The sequence below is a fragment of the Kribbella sp. NPDC005582 genome (genome assembly GCF_040605415.1).
Classification (GTDB): Bacteria; Actinomycetota; Actinomycetes; order Propionibacteriales; family Kribbellaceae; genus Kribbella.
The window spans coordinates 386,829-407,484 of sequence record NZ_JBEXCU010000004.1; the positions used below are offsets into that span (position 1 = coordinate 386,829).

A 20,656-nucleotide genomic window follows, 5' to 3' on the forward strand; every position below is an offset into this window, starting at 1 on the left:
GGAGCACACTCTATGACCTGGAACAATGGGCGCATGAGTTCCCCCAGCAGTCAGCCCGTGAGCCCGCTGCGGCAGCGGATCACGAAGATCAGCTACCCGTACGTCGCGCGGCTGCACGGGATGCCGAAGCTGACCCTGCCCGCGATCACCGGAGTGCTCGCACTGGCCGGAGTTTTCGCTCCGGTTCCGGTCGCGGTCCCGGCCCTGATCCTGCTCGCGCTGCTGCTCGGCTGGCTCGCGTTCCTGTCCTGGCCGGCCGTGACGACCGGGCCGAAGATGCTGCGGATCTTCTCGATCCTGGTGATCCTGCTGTTCGCCGTCTCCCGCATCGCCGGCGCCTAGCCGAGCGCAGCCGATCGCACGGTTCGGTTCTTCTCGATAGCGGTCGCGAGCTTCTTCACTGCGGGCTCCTGACCGGCCGCCTGCACGCTGCGGCTGACGAGCGCCGACTGGGCCAGATGGTCCTTCACCTCTGCCCGCAGCACCTTGTCGAAGGCGGGGCCGCGCAGCTTCTGCAGCGCGGCCACCTCCTCGTCGGTCATCATGCCGGGCATGTCGTGCCCGGCATGGGCATTCGCGGTCGGCAGCTTCGCCCGGTCGCGCAAGGCGATCAGCTGCTTGAGCTCGGCCTGGTGACCAACGGTCAGCTCCGCGGCCAACCGCCGTACGGCGGGATCGGTGGAGTTGGTCGGCGCGAAGCTCAGGATCCGGAGGAACTGCTCGTCCATCGGGATCATCAGCCCGAGCCAGGCGGCGTCGGTCCCGTTGAAGGCCGAGGCGACGGAGGCCGCCGGCGCCGGAGGTTGCGGCTGGGGCTGTGCGCCACATCCTCCGAGCAGTCCGGCGGCCAACGCCAGTACGAGGTACTTCCTCACGGATGGCCGTCCGCCCCGCACTTGATGATCGGGCGGATGCAGTCGTTGACCCGGCGAGCCATCTCGTCGACCGGCCACGCGTTGAAGAAGTCGCCGTGCATCGTGAACCCGCCTCCGCTGGCCAACCGGAAGCCGGCCGTGGAGCCGTTCACCGGATAGCGCAGGACCTGGCGCAGCTTCGGCACCGGGACCGGGTGGGTCGCCGGGCAGTCGCCGTTCACCGGGTACGCCATGTGGCTCTTGTGATCCGGTGAGTCGAGGTCACGACCGTTCCAGCACTGCGGGAAGTCCAGGTAGGACTCGAGCATCGAGCCGGCCGGGCAGGTGATGAAGTCGTGCCCGGCTCCCGCGTCACCGGCGTGCAGACACGACCAGCGCGAGATCGTGTTGTCGTTCGGCCCGGTCGCTTTGGCGTTGCCGGCCACGATCCGCAGCCCGTACGGCAGCGGTTGCGTCCGCGCGATCACGTCGTCCCGAACACCTTCGCCGAGGTAGTAGAACGTCGTACCGGTCGGCTCCACCGGCTGGTTGTTCGAGTAGAACGTCGGCACCCAGTACGACGACCTGTCGACCGCCGGATTGCAGCTGGTCGGCGAGTTGGCGAGGTCGTCGACCGTGGTGTTGGCGTTCGTCACGGTCGCACCGAAAAAGCTGTGCATGTGTGACGCCCCGGGCATGTTCGGGAACACGATCGGGTCGTCCGGCAGGCGGTGGGTGTACGCGCAGTCCGCCAGGAACTCGGCGACCCGGACGATCGGTCCGCCGGTCCCGCCGTACACCTGGAACTCCCAGAGCGATGCTCCCCATTGGGTCGCGCGCTCGGTGACCAGGACGCGCACGTACCGGCCGGAGCCGGCGACGTTGAGGTTCTGCTCGCCGCCGGTGCCGTTGGTGGTCGTGTGGACAGTTGTCCACCCGTTGCCGTCGTTGGAGGTCTGAATCTGGAACCCGCGAGCGTACGCCGCCTCCCAGCGCAGCAGCACGCGGTTGAACGACTGGGTCGATCCGAGGTCGATCCGCAGCCACTGGTTGTCGGCGAAGCCGCTGGCCCAGCGAGTGCCGTTGTTCCCGTCGACGGCCGCGGCGGCCGGCGTACCGGCGTTTTCGGTCGACGACGCGAGGGCCGGGCGGTTCTGGGACAGCAGGGTTTCGGCTGCTTGGGCGGGGCCCGACGTCACCAGGTAGGCGGCGAGCACCGCGAGCACTGTCAGTAGAGCTTTGCGCATGGTCGGTCTCCCCTCAGTGGTAGACGCGGACGTAGTCGACGAGCATCCGGGCCGGGAACGGCGTCTGCGCGTTCGGCGGGCCGGGGAAGTCGCCGCCCACGGCGAGGTTGAGGATCAGGTAGAACGGGTGGTCGTAGATCCACGGGCCGCGGGTCGCCTCCAGCTGGGCCTTGTCGACGGTGAAGACCGTGGTGCCGTCGACCTGGTAGGTGATGCCGGTGGAGTTCCACAGCATCGTCCAGGTGTGGAAGTCGTTCGCAAAGTCCGCGCCACCGGGCAGGCCGTACGAACCGCCGTACCCGCCGGCGCCGTTGTAGGCCGGTGCGTGCAGGGTCGAATAGCCCTTGGTGGTCTCGCGACCGAGGATCTCCATGATGTCGATCTCGCCGTTGTACGGCCACGGGCGGCCGGTGAGGAAGTCGCTCCCCATCATCCAGAACGCCGGCCACAGACCATTGCCCTTCGGCACCTTGATCCGCGCCTCGACCTTGCCGTACGTCGTGTCGAACTTGGTGCCGGTGTTGATCCGGCCGGACGTGTACTGACAGGTGCCCTTGCCGCTGACCGGGTCGATGGGACACGTCGTACCGGGGGTTTCCTGGCGACGGGCCTCGATCACCAGGTGGCCTTGGCCGTCGGTCTGGATGTTGTCGTTGTTGGTGTAGACCTGCAGCTCGTTGTTCTGGCCGGTGCCGGGGTCGGCGCGCCACTTGGTCGCGTCGGGCTTGGTGCCGGCCGGGGTGTCGAAGTTGTCCTGGAACACCAATTGCGGCGGGTTCGCCGGATCGGCCGGCGGGGTCGGAGGCGTGTTGGGCGCGCCGCCGGTGCCGTAGACCTGGAACTCCCACAGCGAATACCCGTACGGCGTGTTGCGCTGCGTGCCATACATCCGGACATAGCGGCCGGTGCCCGAGACGGTCAGCGTCTCCTTGAAGCCGGGACCGTTGGTGGTCGAGTAGATCGTGGTCCAGTTGCTGGCGTCGTTGGAAACCTGCAACTGGTAGGACTTCGCCGAGGCCGGATCCCACTGCAGGACGACCTTGGTGATCTGTGCGGTCGCACCGAGGTCGACGTAGATCCAGCCCGGGTCGACCCAGCCGGAGTCGGTCGCGGTCGCCCAGCGGCTGGCCGGGTCGAGGTCGAACGCGCGGGCCGGCGTGCACTCCCAGCAGTTGCCGTCGCTCTGCTGCGTGGAGGCGAAGCCAGGCTTGTTGTAGGACAGCAGACCCGAGCTCGGGCCCGGGCCGCTGGTGCTGCCGAAGACCTTGAACTCCCACAGCGAGTAGCCCCACTGGGTGGCGCGCTGGGTGCCGAGCAGGCGGACGTAGCGTCCGGTCCCGCTGACGTTGATCGTTTGGTTGCCTCCGGCACCATTCGTGATGCTGTTGACGGTGGTCCAGGTGTTGCCGTCGGCGGAGGTCTGGATCTGGAAGGCGGTCGCGTACGCCGCCTCCCAGGCAAGCTGGACCTGGGAGATGGTCGCGGTCGCGCCGAGGTCGACCCGGATCCACTGCGGATCGCCGAACGCACTCGACCAGCGAGTGCCGGGGTCGCCGTCGACCGCGGCCGCGGGGCCGAAGACGGCGTTCTCCGAGGATGACGCGGTGGCGGTCTTGCCTTGCGAGAGCAGTACGTCGGCGGCGCGCGCGGGCAATGCGACGAGCAGGCCGAGCAGGAGGGAGAGCGCGGCGAGGGCCGCGACAGATCTGGTCTTGGGGCGGGTGCGGGGTGGCATGGGCGTCTCCGGGGCAGTCGGACAATGCACACTCAGGGAACGTTCCCTGAGAGCGAGACTCTGCCTCTCGGGGAACGGTGTCAAGAGTTGACAGGTTCCGGAACCATGGGATGCTCGGAGACATGAGACGGCCGACCTTGCATGCGGTGGCGGCCCGGGCCGGGGTGTCGAAGTCGAGCGTGTCCCGCGTGATCAACGGGGAGCCGACCGTCGCGCCCGCGATCCGGGAGACCGTGATGGCCGCGGTCGCCGAGCTCGGCTACGTGCCGAACGGCGCGGCCCGCAACCTCGTCACCCAGCGGACCAACACGATCGCGATCATCGTCTCCGATCCCCCGGCCGGCCTTGTCTCCGACGACCCGATGTTCGCGATGGTCGTCCGCGCCGCCAGCCGCGAACTCGAGCGCGCCGGCAAACAGGTCTCACTCGTCCTGGCCGGTTCCGACGAGAGCCGCCTGCGCGTCGAGCAGTACCTGGCCGCCGGCCACGTCGACGGCGCGATCCTGGTCTCGATGGACGGCGCCGACCCGCTCCCCGCCGTACTGTCGCGGACCGGTCTCCCGATCGTCTCGCACGGCCGTCTCGCCACCCCCGGCCTGATGCCCTGGGTCGACAACGACAACCACGGCGGCGCCACCCAAGCCGTCCGGCACCTCCTCGACCAGGATCGTCGCCGAATCGCCACCATCTCCGGCCCCCTCGACATGACCGCCGCCCAAGAGCGCCTGGCGGCGTACCGGGACACCCTCCACGACACCGGCCGCCGCTCGATCATCGCCCTCGGCGACTTCACCCGCATCTCCGGCGCTGACGCCATGCGCCAGCTCCTCGACGACGACCCCACCCTCGACGCGGTCTTCGCCGCCAACGACCTGATGGCCATCGGCGCCCTCCGCACGCTGCGCGAAGCCGGCCGCCGAGTCCCCGACGACGTAGCCGTCATCGGCTTCGACGACATCGAAGCCGCCCTCTACACCGCCCCCGCCCTCACCACCATCCGCTCCCCCATGACCGCCCAAGCAGTCCAAACAGTCCAGCTCCTTCTCACCCTCCTCACCAACGGCGCCGCCGACCCCGTCACCCTCCCCACCGAGCTAGTCATCCGCGAATCAGCCTGAGGTTCCCAAGCAGTCGGTGGCGGCCGCGACGGCGGCGGTGCGGAGAACTTCCAGGGGCTCGTCGTCGAACATGACGGCGGAGTCGGAGAGGCCACCCAGGGCGACCATGGCGCGGACCTTGGCGTCGAGCGTCGGGGTGGGGCCGATGAGAAGTTCGGTGAGGCGGGCACGCCAGGCCATCATCCGGCTGGCGAGTTTCAGCTCGGTGAGAACGGCGAGATCGCGCAGCAGGATCTGGATCAGCCAGCGGTTGCGGTGCGCGAGGTCGAAGTAGGACGTGAGCAGGTCCTGGGGGCCGACCGGAGCCGCGGCTTCCTGCGCGGTGACGTAGGCGTCGAAGTCGTCGATGAGGGGCTGGACGAGGCTGTTCAGCAGGTCTTCGCGGGACGCGAAATGGTAGTAGAGGGCGGGTTTGGTGACGCCCAGACGGTCGGCGATGTCGCGGAGGCTGGTCTGCTGGACGCCCCGCTCGGCGAACAGCTCGAGCGCGACCTGCTGGATCCGGGCCTTGGGGTCGTCCGTGCGCAGTCTCGGCATCTGCCGAGAATAACTGACCTTCCGTTAAGTAAGCCATTGACATGCGCCTCATCAGGCTGCTTACCTTCCGTTAAGTAAACAAGGGAGGAACGCCATGAAGGTCCTGATCTCGGGCGCGAGCGTGGCCGGGCCGGTGCTGGCCTACTGGCTGGACCGGTACGGCGTGGAGACGACCGTCGTGGAGCGGACGCCGGCACTGCGGCACGGACTCGGCGGGCACGCCGTCGACCTGTTCGGGCACGCGACCGACGTCGTCCGGCAGATGGGGTTGTGGGCGGAGGTCGTCGACGCGCGGACGATGATCGAGAAGCTGACCATCGAGCGAACCGGCGCCCGGCCCGTGCACGTCGACCTCGGCCGCCTGTACGCCGGGATGTCCGACCGCCACGTCGAGATCCTCCGTGGTGAGCTGACCCGGATCCTGTCGGCCGCGACCGCTCACACCTCCGAGTACCTGTTCGGCGACTCGATCACCGCGCTCGCCGATGACGGCGCTGGAGTCGATGTGACCTTCGAGCACAGCGCGCCGCGCCGGTACGACGTGGTGATCGGCGCGGACGGCATGCACTCCACCGTGCGCCGGCTGGCCTTCGGCCCGGAGGAGCCGGTCCGTCGGCATCTCGGCGGCTACCTTGCCGTCTACTCGACACCCGATCTGTTCGGGCTCGGCACCGAGATGCTCACCCATCAGTCCATCAACCGGCTCGCGGCAACGTACGGCGTCCGGCAGACCGGGCAGGCCCGGGCCGCGTTCATGTTCCGGACCGACACCGAGCTCGCGTACGACTACCGCGACAAGGACGAGCAGAAGCGCTTGCTGGCAAGGGAGTTCGACGACTACGGCTGGCGTGTACCGCAGCTGCTCGAACACCTGGAGGCCGCCGACGACTTCTACTTCGACGCGATCGCCCAGATCACGCTCGACACCTGGCAGCGCGGCCGGATCGGCCTGGTCGGCGACGCCGGCTACTGCCCCGCGCCCGCGGTGGGTGGCGGCACCAGCCTCGCCATCGCGACGGCGTACATCTTGGCCGGGGAACTGGCCGCGAACGGTCCCGATGGTCTGCGCAGCTACGAGGCGAAGGTTCGCCAGATGGTCGATCGGAGTCGCGCGATCGGCCCGAAGGTGATGGGTTCGATCATCCCGGGCGGACCGGCCGCGCTCCGCCTGCTGCCTTGGGCGGCATCCGTCGTACCGAAGCTGCCGACACCGATCCAACGGTTCATCTGGTCGCAGAACGCCGTCGGCAAGGCGCTCGGCTCGGCACCCTTGCCCGACTACGCCGATCTGCTCAGTCCAAGATCTCCTGCAAACCCAGCGCAGTAAGGCGGTCGCGGAGCCAGGTGAGTTCGGCGGCTATGCGTTTGGCCAGTTGGGGGCGGGTCCGGGGTGGGCGGGACCAGGTGTAGGTCTCGGACTCGAGGTGGTGCGTGAGGGGGTGGCCGCCGCCGACGAGACGGTTGAGGCATTCGTCGAGTACGGCGGTGGTGGCGGTGAGGGGCGCCGGGGGTGGTTCGTGGGCGGCGATGTGGGCGTGCATGCGCCAGCAGGCGTGGCCGGAGAGTTGGTAGGCGAGGTCGATGTCGTCGACGCCGGGGCCGCACCACTCGCGGACCTGGCGGAGGTACTTGGGGTCGCTGAGGTCGTTGAGGGCTTGGCGGCCGGCGCCGTCGGAGGGATCGACGAGTTGGGGGGCAACTGAGAGTTGGCCTTTGACGATGTCCACGCCGGCACGCCAGAGGGTTTCGAAGGCGGGGCCTGGCTCCTCGAACTGCACGGCCAGGTGACAGGTGTCGAGGCCGAGGCCGATGCGGGACTTGCCGGCGTCAGGGCTGACGTAGGTGCTCAGCCAGCCGGCGGCTTGGCCGACCATCTCCAGCACGCAGCCGGGCTCGGGCTCGACGGCGATCCGGATCCTCCGACCCGTACGCCGTTCGGTCCGATCCAGATGGAATTCCAGCCGGTCGAAGGCGACCCGCGTGGCCTCGTTGCGCTGTTTGGACCAAGGCTCGCGCCAAGCCAGCGGCAGGGTCGAGATTGAGCCGTACTCCGCGTCTGCTGGCAACAACTCGGCGAGGATGTCGACCAGGTCGACCGTGTAACGCAGTCGTTCGGTGTCGGTCCAGTCCGGGCAGTAGACCTTGGAGCCAACAACCTTGTCGGCGAACGCCGAGTGGGCGACGCCGTTCAGCGAAACAACTTCGAGCTGGTGCCGCGTCAACGCGCGCTGCAGTCTGCGCAGCGCGACCGGTGAGTTGGCCAGCCGGTCGGCGAGCGGGCTCACCAGCCACAGGCCGATTCCCAGCGTCGGTACGCCGAGCTCAGCCCGCGCGGCGCCCGCGCAGGCGTCCAGCCACTTGAGCAGTTCGTCCAGGTCGGTGGCAGGCAGAACTGTCGCGGAATACCCCAGGTGGACGACAGAGCCGTCCCGATGGCGAAATCTCATCAGCACTCCTCACCCCGTATCAGCCACAGAAGGTAGTCATTGGCGGACTCTCCGTGACTTAATTGCACTCTAGGAGCCTGAGGCCCCCCGGGGAAGGGCTGATTTTCAGTTGTTGTCAGTTGTTGTTGTCACGGTTGCGGCGCGGCGACCAGGTCCCGGCTGCGGTCGGCGACCGCGAGGGCCGCGAGCGTCGTCGTCAGCGGTACGGCGGCGATAATTCCGAGGCTGCCGACAAGACCCCGGACCACCTCCATCGCGACCAGTTCGGTCGAGATCACGTACTGCCCGGGCAACCCCTGGATCGCGAACGTGATCAGCACCGGCAACGCAGCGCCGGCGTACGCGAGAACCAGCGTGTTCACCACCGACGCGACGTGAGTGCGACCGATCCGCAGCCCGGCGCTGATCAGCTCGGCGCGCGACGCGGACGGATTGGCGGCCGACAACTCCCACACGGCAGCGGCCTGCGTGACCGTCACATCATCGAGTACGCCGAGCGCGCCGATCACCATGCCGGCCACCAGCAGACCGGTCAGACTGAGATTCGGCGCGAACTGCTTCGCTGCCGACGCTCCATCCGATGCGAGACCGGTCAGCTGACAGAACTTGGTGAAGAACCACCCCAGTACGACGGTCATCCCCAGCGCAGCAATGGTTCCCGACAACGCGATCGAACTCTCCGCGTTGATCCCATGGGTCAAGAACAGCGCTATCGCCATGATCACCGTGCCGCCGACCACCGCGACCACGAGTGGATTCGAGCCCTTGAGGATCGCCGGCAGGATGAACTGCGTCAGCATCACCGCGGTCACCGCGAGCGCGATCAGCGCGGCGAAACCACGCCAGCGCGACAGCGCGACCACGGCCAGCGCGAAGACCGCCGCCAGGATCAACAGCGGCTTGGAGCGGTCGTGATCGACGTACTGGTAGCGATCGGCGATGTCCTTCGCGTCGGTCTGGACGCCGAGCATCAACGACTGACCGACCTCGATCGAGATCGGAACCTTGCCCGCCTGCGGCACCTGGACCGGCACCACCTTGCCCTTGTCCGCGCCGGTGGACAGCTTGATCGAGGCCAGATCACATTGGTCCCGTTTGTCCGGGCAGGGCGCGAGCTTGGTGACCTCGCCGCGCGCCGTGGCGGTCTGGTACGACGCCACCGACACCCCGCCGCCCGGCCACATCACGATCATCGCGATCACCGCGGCCGTGATCAGCGGCGCCAGCACCGCCGCGACCACGATCCGGACCCGGCGGGCCACGATCGCGTCCTGATCCACCACCGAGGTGTCGACCACGTGATCGCCGCTGTGCCCGTGACCGTGACCATGACCGTGCCCGGCGGGTACGTCGAGGGTGCGGCGACGGGTTCCCTTGCGGTCGGCGCGGCGGCGCCCCGCAGGTCGGCTGTTCATCGGTTGAACTCCCTGTTTTGACAATCATCTCCACTTAAATGAAAATGATTGTCATGAGATCTTGTCTTCGCGCTGTCGTCGCCGGTGCCGCCGTCCTGGCGGCCGTCACCCTGGCCGGATGCGGAGGGTCACCCGCCGCTGGTGGCTCCGGCGGCAAGCTCGACGTCGTTGCTTCGTTCTACCCGCTCGAGTTCATCGCCCGCACAGTGGGGGGTGACGCGGTCAATGTCACCACACTGACCGCGCCCGGCGTCGAACCGCACGACCTCGAACTGACGCCGAAGCAGGTCGGCCAGATCGCGAGCGCGAAGCTGGTCGTCTACGAGAAGAGCCTGCAGCCGGCCGTCGACGAGGCCGTCGCGCAGAACGCCAAGGATGCCGGCTTCGACGTCGCGCCGGCCGCGACACTCGAGGCCACCGGAGCGGACTTCGAGGAGCACGAGGAGGGCGAGGTCAAGCCGGCCGCGCACGACGACGAGGCCCTCGACCCGCACTTCTGGCTCGACCCGGTCCGGTACGCCGCTGTCGTCACCGCGGTCACCGACAAGCTGGCCGCGGCCGACAGCGCCAATGCGGACGGTTACAAGGCCCGCGCGAAAACGCTGCTCGACGAGGTCGGCAAACTCGACTCCGAGTACAAGTCCGGTCTGGCGAACTGCAAACTGAAGACGTTCGTGACGAGCCACGAGGCCTTCGCGTACCTCGCGAAGCGGTACGGTCTGACGATGGTCGGCATCGCCGGGTTCACCCCGGACGCCGAGCCGACCCCGGCCCGCATCGAGGAGGTGCAGAAGATCGTGAAGTCGCAACACGTCACCACGATCTTCTACGAGGACCTGGTCAGCCCGAAGGTGGCCGAGACGATCGCGCGCGACGTCGGCGTCAAGACCGCCGTCCTGAGCCCGATCGAGGGCCTGTCGGACGCCAACTCCCACGAGACCTACCTGAGCCTGATGCGGGAGAACCTCCAGGAGCTCCGGAAGGCGAACAGCTGCGCGTGACACTGTTCAATAACGACCCCACCCCACCGCCCCGGTCAGGCAAGAACGCGGAACCAGACACCGCCGCGAAGGCCGTCCAGGTCACCGATCTCTCGGTCGACCTGGGCGGTCGTCTGGTGCTGCGCGGCGTCGATCTGCAGATCCGTCAAGGCGAGGTGGTCGCCGTACTGGGGACCAACGGCTCCGGCAAGTCCACCCTGATCAAGACCGTCGTCGGGCTGCTTCCCGCGGCCCGCGGCGAGGTGCGGTTGTTCGGTACGCCGGTTCCCCGGTTCCGGGCCTGGAAGCGGATCGGTTACGTGCCGCAGCGGATCACCGCGGCGGGCGGCGTACCGGCGACTGTGTATGAAGTGGTGTCATCGGGGCTGCTGTCGCGGCGGCGGTTGTTCGCGCCGCTGGGCGCAGCCGGCAAGGCGGCGATCGAGGACGCACTGCGGGTCGTGGACATGTCGGACCGGCGCAAGGACGCCGTCGCCGAGCTGTCCGGCGGGCAGCAGCAGCGGGTGCTGATCGCGCGCGCTCTGGTCTCGGATCCGGACCTGCTGATCCTCGACGAGCCGACCGCCGGGGTCGACCTGGCCAGTCAGCAGATCTTCGCGGACGCGATCCGCGAGCGGGTGGAGCGCGGCACCACCGTGGTGATGGTCAGCCATGACCTCGGCCCGATGGACGCGCTGATCGATCGCTCGATCATTCTGCGCCGCGGCCGCATCGTGTACGACGGTCCTCCGCACGCCTCGCAGACCCACGCGCACGTCCACCATTCCCACGATCCTTCTGACGACTCAGGCTGGCTCACCTCATGACCCTGTTTCAGCTGGAGTTCATGCAGCGCGCGTTGATCGCGGGGCTGCTGACCGGGCTGTCCGCGCCGGCGATCGGTACGTACCTGGTGCAGCGGCGGTTGTCGCTGATGGGCGACGGTATCGGGCACATCGCGATCACCGGGGTCGCGCTCGGTCTGCTCACCGGGACCGCGCCGGTGCTGACCGCGATCATCGTGTCGATCATCGGCGCGACCGCGATCGAGTTCGTCCGGGCCCGCGGGAAGGCGTCCGGCGATGTCGCGCTCGCCCTTCTCTTTTATGGCGGAATCGCGGGTGGCGTGTTGCTGATCGGCCTAGCCGGTCAAGGCGCCGCCACACTGAATACCTATCTGTTCGGCTCGCTCACCACCGTCTCCCCCAGTGACCTGTACGTCGTGGTCGGGCTGGCCGTGACCGTCCTGGTCATCGCCATCGGCCTCGGCCCGCAACTGTTCGCGGTCTGCCAGGACGAGGAGTTCGCGCGAGTCACCGGGCTGCGCGTCCAACTGCTCAACCTGCTGATCGCGGTGATGGCCGCGGTGACCGTGACGGTGGCGATGCGAACCGTCGGCCTGCTGCTGGTCAGCGCACTGATGGTCGTTCCGGTGGCTACCGCTCAGCAGATCACTCGATCGTTCCGCAGTACGTTCGTCACCGCCTGCGCGATCGGCGTGACCGCGTGCCTGGCCGGCATCATCACGTCGTACAACGCGGACGTCGCACCCGGCGCGACCATCGTCGTCCTGGCGCTGGCCGGCTTCGTCGTCGCCGCGACCGTCGGCACGCTGCTCCGGCGGCGGGCCGGACGGGTCGCGCCTCTCGACGACGAGGAGCCGGAGATCGGCGTACCGGCTCCGGAGCCGCACGTGGTCAGCGCGACGCACCCGCACGCACACAGCCAGGAGTGCGGTCACAAGAAGGTCGACCACGGCGATCACGTCGACTACGTCCACGACGGTCACTTGCATGCGGCGCACGGCGACCACTGGGATGAGCACTGATTTGCTGAGTTCTGAGACAATTGTCGGCGATGCTGCGGAAAAGCCGGTGAGGACAGGAGGAACGGTGGCCATCGGAACACGCTCGACCCGTCAGCGCGCAGCGGTCGCTTTGGCGCTCGACTCGCTCGACGACTTCCGGACTGCCCAGGAGATCCACGCGCAACTGCGGTCAGCCGGCGAGGCCGTCGGGCTGACCACCGTGTACCGCACCCTGCAGGCGCTGGCCGATTCCCGCGAGGTCGACGTACTGCGGACCGCCGACGGCGAGACGGCGTACCGGCGGTGCTCGAAGGGTCACCACCACCACCTGGTCTGCCGCAACTGCGGGCGCACTGTGGAGGTTGAGGGACCGGCCGTCGAGCGCTGGGCCGACAAGGTTGCCGCCGAGCACGGGTACGCCGAGATCAGCCACACGCTCGAGATCTTCGGCACCTGCGCGGACTGCCAGCAGGCGTAGTCCACAGTCCGGCTTGCCTTTGAGCGCACTCGAAGGCATACCGTCGAGGACATGGCCGAACTCCTCGTCGCACCGATCGATCTCCAGCTGCTCGGACTCCTCGAGCTGCCCTCGGACCTCCCGGAACGATTGTCGATCGCCGAGGCCGCCGAGGCGACCGGCCTGACCGCGCACACGCTGCGGTACTACGAACGGATCGGACTCGTCAGCGTCGACCGCGACGAGTCCGGCTACCGGTCCTACGACCGGCACGCGCTGACCCGGATCGTGTTCGTCACCCGGCTGCGCGCCTCCGACATGCCGATCGCCGCCATCGGCCACTACCTGGACCTGGTGGAACAGGGTCCGGGCACCGAGCCGGAGCGGCTCGCCATCATGCAGGCGCATCGCGCCACCATCCTGCGCCGGCTGCACGATCTGCAGTCCGCGCTCGCGGTGACCGACTACAAGATCGCCGCCTACACACCTGAATCAGGGAGAAGCTTGTGAAATTGGGAAACGAAGGCGCTGAGGTCAGCCGGCTCGGGCTGGGCTGTATGGGCATGAGTTTCGCGTACGGCGAGCCCGACGACGTCGAGTCGGTGGCGACCTTGCACCGCGCGCTCGACCTCGGGATCACGTTCCTCGACACCGCCGACATGTACGGATTCGGGGCCAACGAGGAGCTGATCGGCCGGGCGATCAAGGACCGCCGGGACGAGGTGTTCCTCGCGACCAAGTTCGGCATCGTCGGCGATCCGCGGACCGCCACGCGTGGGGTGAACGGCTCGCCGGAGTACGTGCGCGCCGCGATCGACCGGTCGCTGACCCGGCTGGGCGTCGACCACGTCGAGCTGTACTACCAGCACCGCGCGGATCCCGCCGTACCGATTGAAGAGACGGTCGGCGCGCTGGCGTCGCTGGTCGAGGCCGGCAAGATCCGGTACGTCGGGTTGTCCGAGGCCTCGGCGGAGACCATCCGGCGGGCGCATGCCGTGCACCCGATCACCGCGGTGCAGTCGGAGTGGTCGCTGTTCAGCCGGGACATCGAGGAGTCTGTACTGCCGACGTGCCGCGAGCTCGGGATCGGCATCGTTCCGTACTCGCCGCTCGGCCGGGGCATGCTGACCGGCGCGTTGCCGGACCAACTCGCCGCTGACGACTTCCGCCGTACGCTGCCGCGCTTCACCGGCGAGAACCTGGACGCCAACCTCGCGCTGGTCGACCGGGTTCGCGCAGTCGCCGCCCGGCTTGGCGCGACGCCAGGACAGGTGGCGCTCGCCTGGGTGCTTGCTCAGGGCAACGATATTGCGCCGATCCCGGGCACGAAGCGGCGCAAGTACCTGGAGGAGAACGCCGGCGCGCTGTCGGTGGAGCTGAGCGAGGAGGATCTCGCCGCGCTGTCCGAGCTCACGCCGGCGGGGACGCGCTACCCCGATATGGACTGGGTCGCCGGGAAGACCGCCCCCTTGGGTTGATAGACTGCACGCAGTAAGCCTTCTACCGGATGATTCCGGCGGGAGGCTTTTCTGCGTTTCGAGCGGAGGAGACCGATGACAGACCTGGCCGTACGGCGGTTCGACGCCGACGATCGAGTGGTGATGGAGCGGCTGTACCTGATGTTCCGCCACGACTTGTCGGAGTTCCAAGGGCAACTGCCGAAGCCCGACGGCAGCTACCGCAGCGAGTGGCTGGAGTCGGCGCTGATCGGGGACCCGGAGTGGGCGGGGTACATCTTCCACAGCGGCGAGCACCCGATCGGATACTGCCTGATGCGGGCGCTGCAACAGCCGGTGCGGGTGCTGAACAGCTTCTTCATCGTGCGACCGGTACGGCGTGGTGGTCTGGGGCTGCGGGCGGTTCAGGAGGTACTCGCACATCACCCTGGACCGTGTGAGGTCGCGTTCCAGGACAACAACGAGACCGCGGTGCGCTTCTGGCGGCGGGTCGCCGCGACGATGTCCGGGGACGCGTGGACGGAGGAGCGTCGGCCGATCAAGGGCCGGCCCGACGCTCCGCCGGACACCTGGATCTCTTTCGTCGTCTAGAAGAGCACGACCGAGCGCAGGACGTCGCCGTGGTGCATCTTGGCGAAGGCGGCTTCGATGTCCTCCAGTGCGATCGTCTCGGAGACGAACCGGTCGAGCGGCAGCCGGCCCTGCAGGTGCAGGTCGATCAGCAGGGGGAAATCGCGGCTCGGCAGGCAGTCGCCGTACCAGCTGGACTTGAGCGAACCGCCGCGCCCGAAGAAGTCCAGCAGCGGCATCTCGAGCCGCATGTCCGGGGTCGGAACACCGACCAGCACGACGGTGCCGGCCAGGTCGCGGCCGTAGAACGCCTGCTTCCAGGTCTCGGGGCGGCCGACCGCGTCGATCACGACATCGGCGCCGAACCCGCCGGTCAGCTCCTGGATCGCCTCGACCACACCGTCGTGGTCTAGGTCCTGGGAGTTGATCGCGTGGGTCGCGCCGAGCTCCTGGGCGGTGGCCAGTTTGCGCTCGTCGATGTCGACCGCGATCACCTTCGCTGCTCCGGCCAAGCGTGCGCCGACGACGGCCGCCGTACCGACGCCGCCGCAGCCGATCACCGCGACAGTGTCACCGCGGCCGACGTTCCCGGTGTTGATGGCGGCGCCGAGGCCAGCCATCACGCCGCACCCGAGCAGGCCGGCGACCTCGGCCTTGGCGGCTGGATCCACCTTGGTGCACTGGCCCGCGGCGACCAGCGTCTTCTCGGCGAAGGCGCCGATGCCGAGCGCGGGACTCAGCTCGGTACCGTCCTTGAGCGTCATCTTCTGCTTCGCGTTGTGCGTGTTGAAGCAGTACCACGGGCGGCCGCGCAGGCAGGCGCGACAGCTACCGCAAACCGCCCGCCAGTTCAGTACGACGAAGTCACCGGGCTGCACGTCGGTGACGCCTTCGCCGACGCTCTCGACGATCCCGGCCGCCTCATGCCCGAGCAGGAACGGGAACTCGTCGTTAATGCCACCCTCGCGATAGTGCAGGTCGGTATGACAGACCCCGCAGGCCTGGATCTGGACCACCGCCTCCCCCGGCCCTGGATCCGGGATGGTGATCTCCTCGATCGTCACCGGAGCACCCTTGGCCGCCGCCACCACACCACGCACCGTCTGTCCCATCCCCCGACGCTAACCGCCTGACCCCACTCCCGTCAGCACCTGCGGGCGTGGCGGATTCTCCGCGTCGCTAAGGGCACGTAGTGTCCACCTCCGCGGCCGGCCGCCACGCTCAGACGAGGCTCCCTGGGCCCCGAATCCAGCACTACTACGTGTCCTTACCGACAGCTGTGTCCACCGGTCGGGGGACAGAGGGTCCGCCGGGTGACGCTCCCTGGGCAGGCGGTGCGGACGGGAGAGTTGAGGCATGCAGACAGACGAGGCAGTGAGGGTGCGGGGGCTGGTGAAGCGCTACCCGGACAAGGTGGCGGTGGCCGGCGTGGATCTGGACATCCACCGCGGTGAGGTGTTCGCGCTGCTGGGGCCGAACGGGGCCGGCAAGACGACGACCGTGGAGATTCTGGAGGGGTATCGCCACGCCGACGAAGGTGAGATCGACGTCCTGGGCAGCGACCCGGCGCACGGCGATCGGAAGTGGCGGGCGCGGATCGGGATCGTGGCGCAGACCTCGCGAGACGAGGCCGAGCTGACGGTGGCCGAGCTGGTTCACCACTTCGCCGGGTACTACCCGTCGCCACGTGATCCCGAGGAGGTGATCGCCGCGGTCGGCCTGGAGGAGAAGCGGAAGACGCGGACCCGGAAGCTCTCCGGCGGTCAGCGTCGCCGGCTCGACGTCGCCCTCGGCGTGATCGGCAACCCGGAACTGCTGTTCCTCGACGAGCCGACCACCGGCTTCGACCCAGAGGCGCGCCGCCAGTTCTGGACCTTGATCAAGAACCTCCGCACCGAAGGCACCACGATCGTGCTGACCACGCACTACCTGGACGAGGCCGAGGAACTGGCCGACCGGGTCGGCGTGATCGCGGACGGCAAGATGCTCGAGATCGCGACCCCGGACACGCTCGGTGGACGCGGCGCCCGAACCGCCCGCGTCTCCTGGCTGGCCGCGGACGGCCTCCGGGAGATCCGCACCGACACCCCGACCGCCGAGGTCACGCGGCTGCTGGCCCAGTACGGCGGCGAGGTACCGGAGCTGCAGGTACGCCGGCCGAGCCTGGAAGACATCTACCTGGAACTGATCGGTACCGCCCACACGGCGGCCGCCGCGGAGCTTGAAGGAGCGGTCCGATGAGCACTGCCACCGTGTTGCCCTCGACCTGGAAGGTCGGGCTGTCCCGCACCAAGCTCGAGGTGAAGGAGTTCTTCCGCGAGCGCGAGGCACTGATCTTCACGTTCTTCTTCCCGATCATCTTCCTCGCCATCTTCTCCGCGGTCTTCAGCGGCTCGAACTTCGACGGCGGCGTCACCGCGGCGACCTACTTCACGCCCGGAATGATTGCCTCCGGCATCTTCTTGACCAGCTTCCAGTCGCTGGCGATCTCGATCGCGATCGAGCGCGACCAGGACACCCTGAAGCGGCTGCGCGGTACGCCGATGTCGCCGCAGGCCTACTTCATCGGCAAGATCGGGCTGGTCCTGACCACGTCGATCCTGCAGTTCGCCCTGCTGCTGACGGTCGCCGGCCTGTTGCTCGACGTCGCCATCCCCACCGACCCCGGCAAGTGGCTGCGGTTCCTGTGGATCTTCGTGCTCGGGACGGCGTCCGGCTCGGTGCTCGGGATCGCGTTCTCCGGCGTCCCCCGGTCCGGAAAGGCGGCCTCTGCCGTCGTCACGCCGGTCGTCCTGCTGCTGCAGTTCATCTCCGGCGTCTACTTCGTCTACAGCAGCCTGCCGAGCTGGATGCAGTCGATCGCATCGGTCTTCCCGCTGAAGTGGCTCGCCCAGGGCATGCGGTCGGTGTTCCTGCCGGACAGCTTCGTGGTCAACGAGCCCGGCGGGTCCTGGCACATCGGGACCGCAGCGATCATGTTGAGCGTCTGGCTGGTCGTCGGCCTCGTCTTCGCCCAGCGGATGTTCCGCTGGACCCGCCGGGACGCGGGCTGATGGAACGGCTCCCCGGTACGGCGCCGGCCCGCGCGGGTGAGCGCCGTACCGGGTTGTCGTCGGGCGGTTCGCGCGTCTGGGTCCTGCGGTGGAGGAAGATGGTCGCCATGGAAGCGACCAGCCCGCGGGCGGACCAAGTGGTCGGGGACCGGACCCTGCTCGGATGGAACATCGTCTTTTGGGTTCTGCTGGCGATGACCCTGGCTGTCGCACTCACCACGGAGCTGAGTACGCCGCACCGCTGGATCGTGGTCGGGGCGACCGCGCTGCTGGGAGCGACGTACCAGTTCGTCGGGTGGCCGGCGGTGACGTCGCGGCGGCTGCTGCCGTCGATCGTGTACCGAGTCGTGCTGATCGGGTGCCTGATGGTGCTGGTCGGACTGAACCCGACCTCGGTCTTCATGATGTTCATCGCCTCCGCCCAGGTCTGGCTGCTGTCCGGAAGCCTGAAGGACGGCATCGGGTTCAGCCTGGCGCTGGTGACCGGGTGCGGAACCGCGCAGCTGTGGAGCGCCGGCTGGGGCTGGGACGCCTTCTGGGAGATCCTGCCGTGGATGCTGGTCAGCCTGGTCGTCAGTCTGCTGTTCGGGATCTGGATCGATCGGGTCATCGCGGAGAGCCGGCAACGCGGCGTACTGATCGAAGAGCTGCGCGCGACCCGCGACGAGCTCGCCGAGGCGCACCACAGTGCCGGTGTGATGGCTGAGCGGGAGCGGATGGCGCGCGAGATCCACGACACGCTCGCGCAGGGGATGACGAGCATCGTGATGCTGTCGCAGACCGGTGCAGCGGAGTTGGCACGGGGCGGTGACGGTGTGGCGGAGCGGCTGGCGCAGATCGAGGCGACGGCTCGTGAGAACCTCGCCGAAGCGCGTGCGTTGGTTGCCGCGTTCACCCCGGTGGCGTTGTCGGAAGCAACTTTGTCCGAGGTACTGCGGCGGCAGGGCGAGCGCTTCGCGGCCGAGACCGGCGTGGACGTCCAGGTGCTGCTGGATCTGGACGAGTCGGAGGCTGTCGAGCTGCCTCAGTCCCAGCAGGTCGTTCTGCTGCGGGCTGCGCAAGAGGCGCTGGCGAATGTCCGCAAGCACGCCCGGGCGACCTCGGTGCTGATCACGTTGGGCTTGTCCGCGGGGCGCGTCTCGATCGAGATCCGTGACGACGGTTCGGGCTTCGCTCCCGATAGCCCGTCTGGTGGCTTTGGCCTCGCTGCCATGCGCGGTCGCGTCGAGGAGTCCGGCGGTACGGTCCAGGTCGACAGCGCGCCGGGCCGCGGCACCACGGTCCAAGTCCTCATCCCCACAACCCAGGAGACCGCGTGACCAGCCCCGGCCACCAACCCCATGCCTCCGGCTCCGCGCCCAGCATCCGGGTTCTCGTCGTCGACGACCATCCGGTGGTTCGATCCGGTCTGATCGGCATGCTCTCGGTGACCGACGACATCACCGTGGTCGGCGAAGCGGGCGACGGCTCGGAGGCCCTGGCGCTGGTCGAGTCGACGCGGCCGGACGTCGTACTGATGGATCTGCGGATGCCGCGCACCGACGGCGTGACCGCGACCGGCGCGATCGCCTCCGGGTATCCGGCGACCAAGGTGCTCGTGCTGACGACGTACGACACGGATACCGACATCCTGCACGCGGTCGAAGCCGGCGCGACCGGCTACCTGCTGAAGGACACCCCGCACGCCGAACTGCTCGACGGCATCCGCGCCGCCGCGCGCGGCGAGACCGTCCTCGCGCCACCGGTCGCCGCCCGGTTGATGTCCCGCCTGCGTACGCCGGCGCAGTCCGCGGTCGCACAGCCGTCACCGCGCGAACTGCAGGTGCTGGCAGCGGTCGCGCGCGGGCTCAGCAATGCCGAGATCGGGCGTGAGCTGTACATCGGCGAAGCGACCGTGAAGACGCATCTCCAGCGCCTGTTCACGAAACTCGACGTCGACGACCGAACCCGCGCGGTGACGGTCGCCATCGAGCTCGGGCTGCTGCCCAACCCTCGGTCCGGCTAGCCCCCTCGGTCCGGCTACCCCTCGGGTCCGGCTAACTCTCGGCGGCTAACCCTCGGTCTGGCTGACCTCGTTCGGTACGGCGCCGCCGTACCGGCGGTCGCGCTGCGCGTAGATCTCGATCGCGCGCCACAGGTCGCGCCGGTCGAAGTCCGGCCACAGCGTGTCCAGGAACACCATCTCGGCGTACGCGAGCTGCCACACCAGGAAGTTCGACGTCCGCTGCTCCCCCGACGAGCGCACGAACAGATCCACCGGCGGAACGCCCGGGTTGTACAGATGCTTCGCGATCGTCTTCTCGGTGATCCGGTCCGGATTGAGCTTGCCCGCGGCAACCTCTTTGGCGATCGCCTTCGCCGCGTCCGCGATCTCCGCCTGACCGCCGTAGTTCACACAGAACTGCAGCGTGATCGTGTCGTTGTCCTTCGTCCGCTCCTGCGCGTACTCCAGTTCGTCGATCACGCTCTTCCACAACCGCGGCCGCCGCCCCGACCACACCACCCGCACCCCCATCGCGTCCAGCTCGTCGCGCCGCCGATGGATCACGTCCCGGTTGAACCCCATCAGGAACCGCACCTCCTCCGGCGACCGCGCCCAGTTCTCCGTAGAGAACGCGTACGCCGAGATGTGCTTCACCCCGATCTCGATCCCACCCTTGATCACATCCAGCAGACTCGCCTCGCCCGCCTTGTGCCCCTCGGTCCGCGCCAGCCCCCGCTGCTTGGCCCACCGCCCGTTCCCGTCCATCACGATCGCCACATGCTCCGGCACCAGCTCCCTCGGCAGAACCGGCGGCACCGCCCCACTCGGATGCCTCTCGGGAGCCACCACCACCTTCTCCCCCACCCGCTCCAACCCACGACCCCGGCGACGACCCAATGGCGACATACCGGAATCTTCTCCCATTCCCCGCCGTACCCTCACAACGCCCCACACCCGCCAGCTACCCGCCGCCTCCCCTCCCCGCCGCCACCCCC

The 20,656-nt window shown here is 68.4% G+C and carries 22 protein-coding genes; 14 read left to right on the forward strand and 8 right to left on the reverse strand.

Annotated features, from left to right (window positions below; all coding sequences use genetic code 11):
- Nucleotides 1-33 precede the first annotated feature (33 nt).
- On the forward strand, nt 34-342 hold the full coding sequence (locus tag ABZS29_RS25010) for a DUF6703 family protein (protein ID WP_355465051.1): 309 nt from the start codon (nt 34-36) through the stop codon (nt 340-342).
- Here the strand turns inward: ABZS29_RS25010 and ABZS29_RS25015 are convergent.
- From ABZS29_RS25015 to ABZS29_RS25025, 3 genes are read right to left on the reverse strand one after another with little or no spacing between them, the layout of a single operon-like run.
- Entirely contained in the window at nt 339-875 is a 537-nt protein-coding gene (locus tag ABZS29_RS25015; protein ID WP_355465053.1) for a DUF305 domain-containing protein, read from the reverse strand. The genes ABZS29_RS25010 and ABZS29_RS25015 overlap by 4 nt on opposite strands.
- A complete protein-coding gene (locus tag ABZS29_RS25020) occupies nt 872-2,101 on the reverse strand; it encodes a DUF1996 domain-containing protein (RefSeq protein ID WP_355465055.1) in 1,230 nt (409 codons plus the stop codon). Before ABZS29_RS25020 ends, ABZS29_RS25015 begins: the two co-directional genes overlap by 4 nt.
- Before the next feature lie 13 nt (nt 2,102-2,114).
- On the reverse strand, nt 2,115-3,836 hold the full coding sequence (locus ABZS29_RS25025; RefSeq protein ID WP_355465057.1) for a discoidin domain-containing protein: 1,722 nt from the start codon (nt 3,834-3,836) through the stop codon (nt 2,115-2,117).
- Nucleotides 3,837-3,958: 122 nt separating this feature from the next.
- On the opposite strand from ABZS29_RS25025, the gene ABZS29_RS25030 reads away from it, so the two are divergent.
- Nucleotides 3,959-4,954, forward strand: coding sequence for a LacI family DNA-binding transcriptional regulator (locus ABZS29_RS25030; RefSeq protein ID WP_355465059.1), 996 nt, complete (start codon nt 3,959-3,961; stop codon nt 4,952-4,954).
- Here the strand turns inward: ABZS29_RS25030 and ABZS29_RS25035 are convergent.
- The gene (locus ABZS29_RS25035) at nt 4,946-5,491 is read right to left on the reverse strand and encodes a helix-turn-helix domain-containing protein (RefSeq protein WP_355465061.1); all 546 of its coding nucleotides are present in this window, start codon (nt 5,489-5,491) and stop codon (nt 4,946-4,948) included. The two genes, ABZS29_RS25030 and ABZS29_RS25035, sit on opposite strands and share 9 nt — an antisense overlap.
- 94 nt (nt 5,492-5,585) lie before the next feature.
- Here ABZS29_RS25035 and ABZS29_RS25040 point away from each other — a divergent pair, with 94 nt between their 5' ends.
- The gene (locus tag ABZS29_RS25040; RefSeq protein WP_355465063.1) at nt 5,586-6,818 is read left to right on the forward strand and encodes an FAD-dependent monooxygenase; all 1,233 of its coding nucleotides are present in this window, start codon (nt 5,586-5,588) and stop codon (nt 6,816-6,818) included.
- On the opposite strand, the gene eboE is transcribed toward ABZS29_RS25040, so the two are convergent.
- Both eboE and ABZS29_RS25050 read right to left on the reverse strand, forming a co-directional pair.
- Complete coding sequence (gene eboE, locus ABZS29_RS25045; protein ID WP_355465065.1) at nt 6,784-7,938, reverse strand: metabolite traffic protein EboE; 1,155 nt, start codon at nt 7,936-7,938, stop codon at nt 6,784-6,786. The genes ABZS29_RS25040 and eboE overlap by 35 nt on opposite strands.
- Before the next feature lie 128 nt (nt 7,939-8,066).
- Nucleotides 8,067-9,353 (reverse strand): YibE/F family protein, encoded by a 1,287-nt coding sequence (locus ABZS29_RS25050; RefSeq protein WP_355465067.1) that lies wholly within the window; start codon nt 9,351-9,353, stop codon nt 8,067-8,069.
- 53 nt (nt 9,354-9,406) lie between these two features.
- Here ABZS29_RS25050 and ABZS29_RS25055 point away from each other — a divergent pair, with 53 nt between their 5' ends.
- The 7 genes from ABZS29_RS25055 to ABZS29_RS25085 all read left to right on the forward strand — a co-directional run bounded on the left by ABZS29_RS25055 (nt 9,407) and on the right by ABZS29_RS25085 (nt 14,645).
- On the forward strand, nt 9,407-10,354 hold the full coding sequence (locus ABZS29_RS25055) for a metal ABC transporter substrate-binding protein (RefSeq protein ID WP_355465069.1): 948 nt from the start codon (nt 9,407-9,409) through the stop codon (nt 10,352-10,354).
- Entirely contained in the window at nt 10,351-11,160 is an 810-nt protein-coding gene (locus tag ABZS29_RS25060; protein WP_355465071.1) for a metal ABC transporter ATP-binding protein, read from the forward strand. Before ABZS29_RS25055 ends, ABZS29_RS25060 begins: the two co-directional genes overlap by 4 nt.
- Nucleotides 11,157-12,161, forward strand: coding sequence for a metal ABC transporter permease (locus ABZS29_RS25065; protein WP_355465073.1), 1,005 nt, complete (start codon nt 11,157-11,159; stop codon nt 12,159-12,161). The genes ABZS29_RS25060 and ABZS29_RS25065 overlap by 4 nt, the downstream gene beginning before the upstream one ends.
- 64 nt (nt 12,162-12,225) lie before the next feature.
- The gene (locus ABZS29_RS25070) at nt 12,226-12,618 is read left to right on the forward strand and encodes a Fur family transcriptional regulator (protein ID WP_355465075.1); all 393 of its coding nucleotides are present in this window, start codon (nt 12,226-12,228) and stop codon (nt 12,616-12,618) included.
- 51 nt (nt 12,619-12,669) lie between these two features.
- On the forward strand, nt 12,670-13,107 hold the full coding sequence (locus ABZS29_RS25075; RefSeq protein WP_355465077.1) for a MerR family transcriptional regulator: 438 nt from the start codon (nt 12,670-12,672) through the stop codon (nt 13,105-13,107).
- On the forward strand, nt 13,104-14,075 hold the full coding sequence (locus tag ABZS29_RS25080) for an aldo/keto reductase (protein ID WP_355465079.1): 972 nt from the start codon (nt 13,104-13,106) through the stop codon (nt 14,073-14,075). The genes ABZS29_RS25075 and ABZS29_RS25080 overlap by 4 nt, the downstream gene beginning before the upstream one ends.
- 75 nt (nt 14,076-14,150) lie before the next feature.
- The gene (locus ABZS29_RS25085) at nt 14,151-14,645 is read left to right on the forward strand and encodes a GNAT family N-acetyltransferase (protein ID WP_355465081.1); all 495 of its coding nucleotides are present in this window, start codon (nt 14,151-14,153) and stop codon (nt 14,643-14,645) included.
- Here the strand turns inward: ABZS29_RS25085 and ABZS29_RS25090 are convergent.
- Nucleotides 14,642-15,736 (reverse strand): S-(hydroxymethyl)mycothiol dehydrogenase, encoded by a 1,095-nt coding sequence (locus tag ABZS29_RS25090; RefSeq protein WP_355465082.1) that lies wholly within the window; start codon nt 15,734-15,736, stop codon nt 14,642-14,644. The two genes, ABZS29_RS25085 and ABZS29_RS25090, sit on opposite strands and share 4 nt — an antisense overlap.
- A 244-nt stretch (nt 15,737-15,980) precedes the next feature.
- On the opposite strand from ABZS29_RS25090, the gene ABZS29_RS25095 reads away from it, so the two are divergent.
- The 4 genes from ABZS29_RS25095 to ABZS29_RS25110 are packed head-to-tail and all read left to right on the forward strand — an operon-like array spanning nt 15,981 to nt 19,682.
- Nucleotides 15,981-16,865 carry an ABC transporter ATP-binding protein gene (locus ABZS29_RS25095; RefSeq protein ID WP_355465084.1) on the forward strand — a complete coding sequence of 295 codons (885 nt, stop codon included), beginning with the start codon at nt 15,981-15,983 and terminating at the stop codon, nt 16,863-16,865.
- Entirely contained in the window at nt 16,862-17,677 is an 816-nt protein-coding gene (locus tag ABZS29_RS25100) for an ABC transporter permease (protein WP_355465086.1), read from the forward strand. The genes ABZS29_RS25095 and ABZS29_RS25100 overlap by 4 nt, the downstream gene beginning before the upstream one ends.
- A complete protein-coding gene (locus tag ABZS29_RS25105) occupies nt 17,677-18,996 on the forward strand; it encodes a sensor histidine kinase (RefSeq protein ID WP_355465088.1) in 1,320 nt (439 codons plus the stop codon). Before ABZS29_RS25100 ends, ABZS29_RS25105 begins: the two co-directional genes overlap by 1 nt.
- Nucleotides 18,993-19,682, forward strand: coding sequence for a response regulator transcription factor (locus ABZS29_RS25110; RefSeq protein WP_355465090.1), 690 nt, complete (start codon nt 18,993-18,995; stop codon nt 19,680-19,682). Before ABZS29_RS25105 ends, ABZS29_RS25110 begins: the two co-directional genes overlap by 4 nt.
- A 45-nt stretch (nt 19,683-19,727) precedes the next feature.
- Here ABZS29_RS25110 and ABZS29_RS25115 read toward each other — a convergent pair whose 3' ends face one another.
- Complete coding sequence (locus tag ABZS29_RS25115) at nt 19,728-20,567, reverse strand: isoprenyl transferase (protein ID WP_355465092.1); 840 nt, start codon at nt 20,565-20,567, stop codon at nt 19,728-19,730.
- Nucleotides 20,568-20,656 lie beyond the last annotated feature (89 nt).

Coding starts and splice junctions, on each gene's coding strand:
- ABZS29_RS25010 (WP_355465051.1), top strand. CDS start 34: ATGAGTTCCCCCAGCAGTCAGCCCGTGAGCCCGCTGCGGCAGCGGATC.
- ABZS29_RS25020 (WP_355465055.1), bottom strand. CDS start 2,101: ATGCGCAAAGCTCTACTGACAGTGCTCGCGGTGCTCGCCGCCTACCTG.
- ABZS29_RS25025 (WP_355465057.1), bottom strand. CDS start 3,836: ATGCCACCCCGCACCCGCCCCAAGACCAGATCTGTCGCGGCCCTCGCC.
- ABZS29_RS25030 (WP_355465059.1), top strand. CDS start 3,959: ATGAGACGGCCGACCTTGCATGCGGTGGCGGCCCGGGCCGGGGTGTCG.
- ABZS29_RS25035 (WP_355465061.1), bottom strand. CDS start 5,491: ATGCCGAGACTGCGCACGGACGACCCCAAGGCCCGGATCCAGCAGGTC.
- ABZS29_RS25040 (WP_355465063.1), top strand. CDS start 5,586: ATGAAGGTCCTGATCTCGGGCGCGAGCGTGGCCGGGCCGGTGCTGGCC.
- eboE (WP_355465065.1), bottom strand. CDS start 7,938: ATGAGATTTCGCCATCGGGACGGCTCTGTCGTCCACCTGGGGTATTCC.
- ABZS29_RS25050 (WP_355465067.1), bottom strand. CDS start 9,353: ATGAACAGCCGACCTGCGGGGCGCCGCCGCGCCGACCGCAAGGGAACC.
- ABZS29_RS25055 (WP_355465069.1), top strand. CDS start 9,407: ATGAGATCTTGTCTTCGCGCTGTCGTCGCCGGTGCCGCCGTCCTGGCG.
- ABZS29_RS25065 (WP_355465073.1), top strand. CDS start 11,157: ATGACCCTGTTTCAGCTGGAGTTCATGCAGCGCGCGTTGATCGCGGGG.
- ABZS29_RS25075 (WP_355465077.1), top strand. CDS start 12,670: ATGGCCGAACTCCTCGTCGCACCGATCGATCTCCAGCTGCTCGGACTC.
- ABZS29_RS25085 (WP_355465081.1), top strand. CDS start 14,151: ATGACAGACCTGGCCGTACGGCGGTTCGACGCCGACGATCGAGTGGTG.
- ABZS29_RS25090 (WP_355465082.1), bottom strand. CDS start 15,736: ATGGGACAGACGGTGCGTGGTGTGGTGGCGGCGGCCAAGGGTGCTCCG.
- ABZS29_RS25095 (WP_355465084.1), top strand. CDS start 15,981: ATGCAGACAGACGAGGCAGTGAGGGTGCGGGGGCTGGTGAAGCGCTAC.
- ABZS29_RS25100 (WP_355465086.1), top strand. CDS start 16,862: ATGAGCACTGCCACCGTGTTGCCCTCGACCTGGAAGGTCGGGCTGTCC.
- ABZS29_RS25105 (WP_355465088.1), top strand. CDS start 17,677: ATGGAACGGCTCCCCGGTACGGCGCCGGCCCGCGCGGGTGAGCGCCGT.
- ABZS29_RS25115 (WP_355465092.1), bottom strand. CDS start 20,567: ATGTCGCCATTGGGTCGTCGCCGGGGTCGTGGGTTGGAGCGGGTGGGG.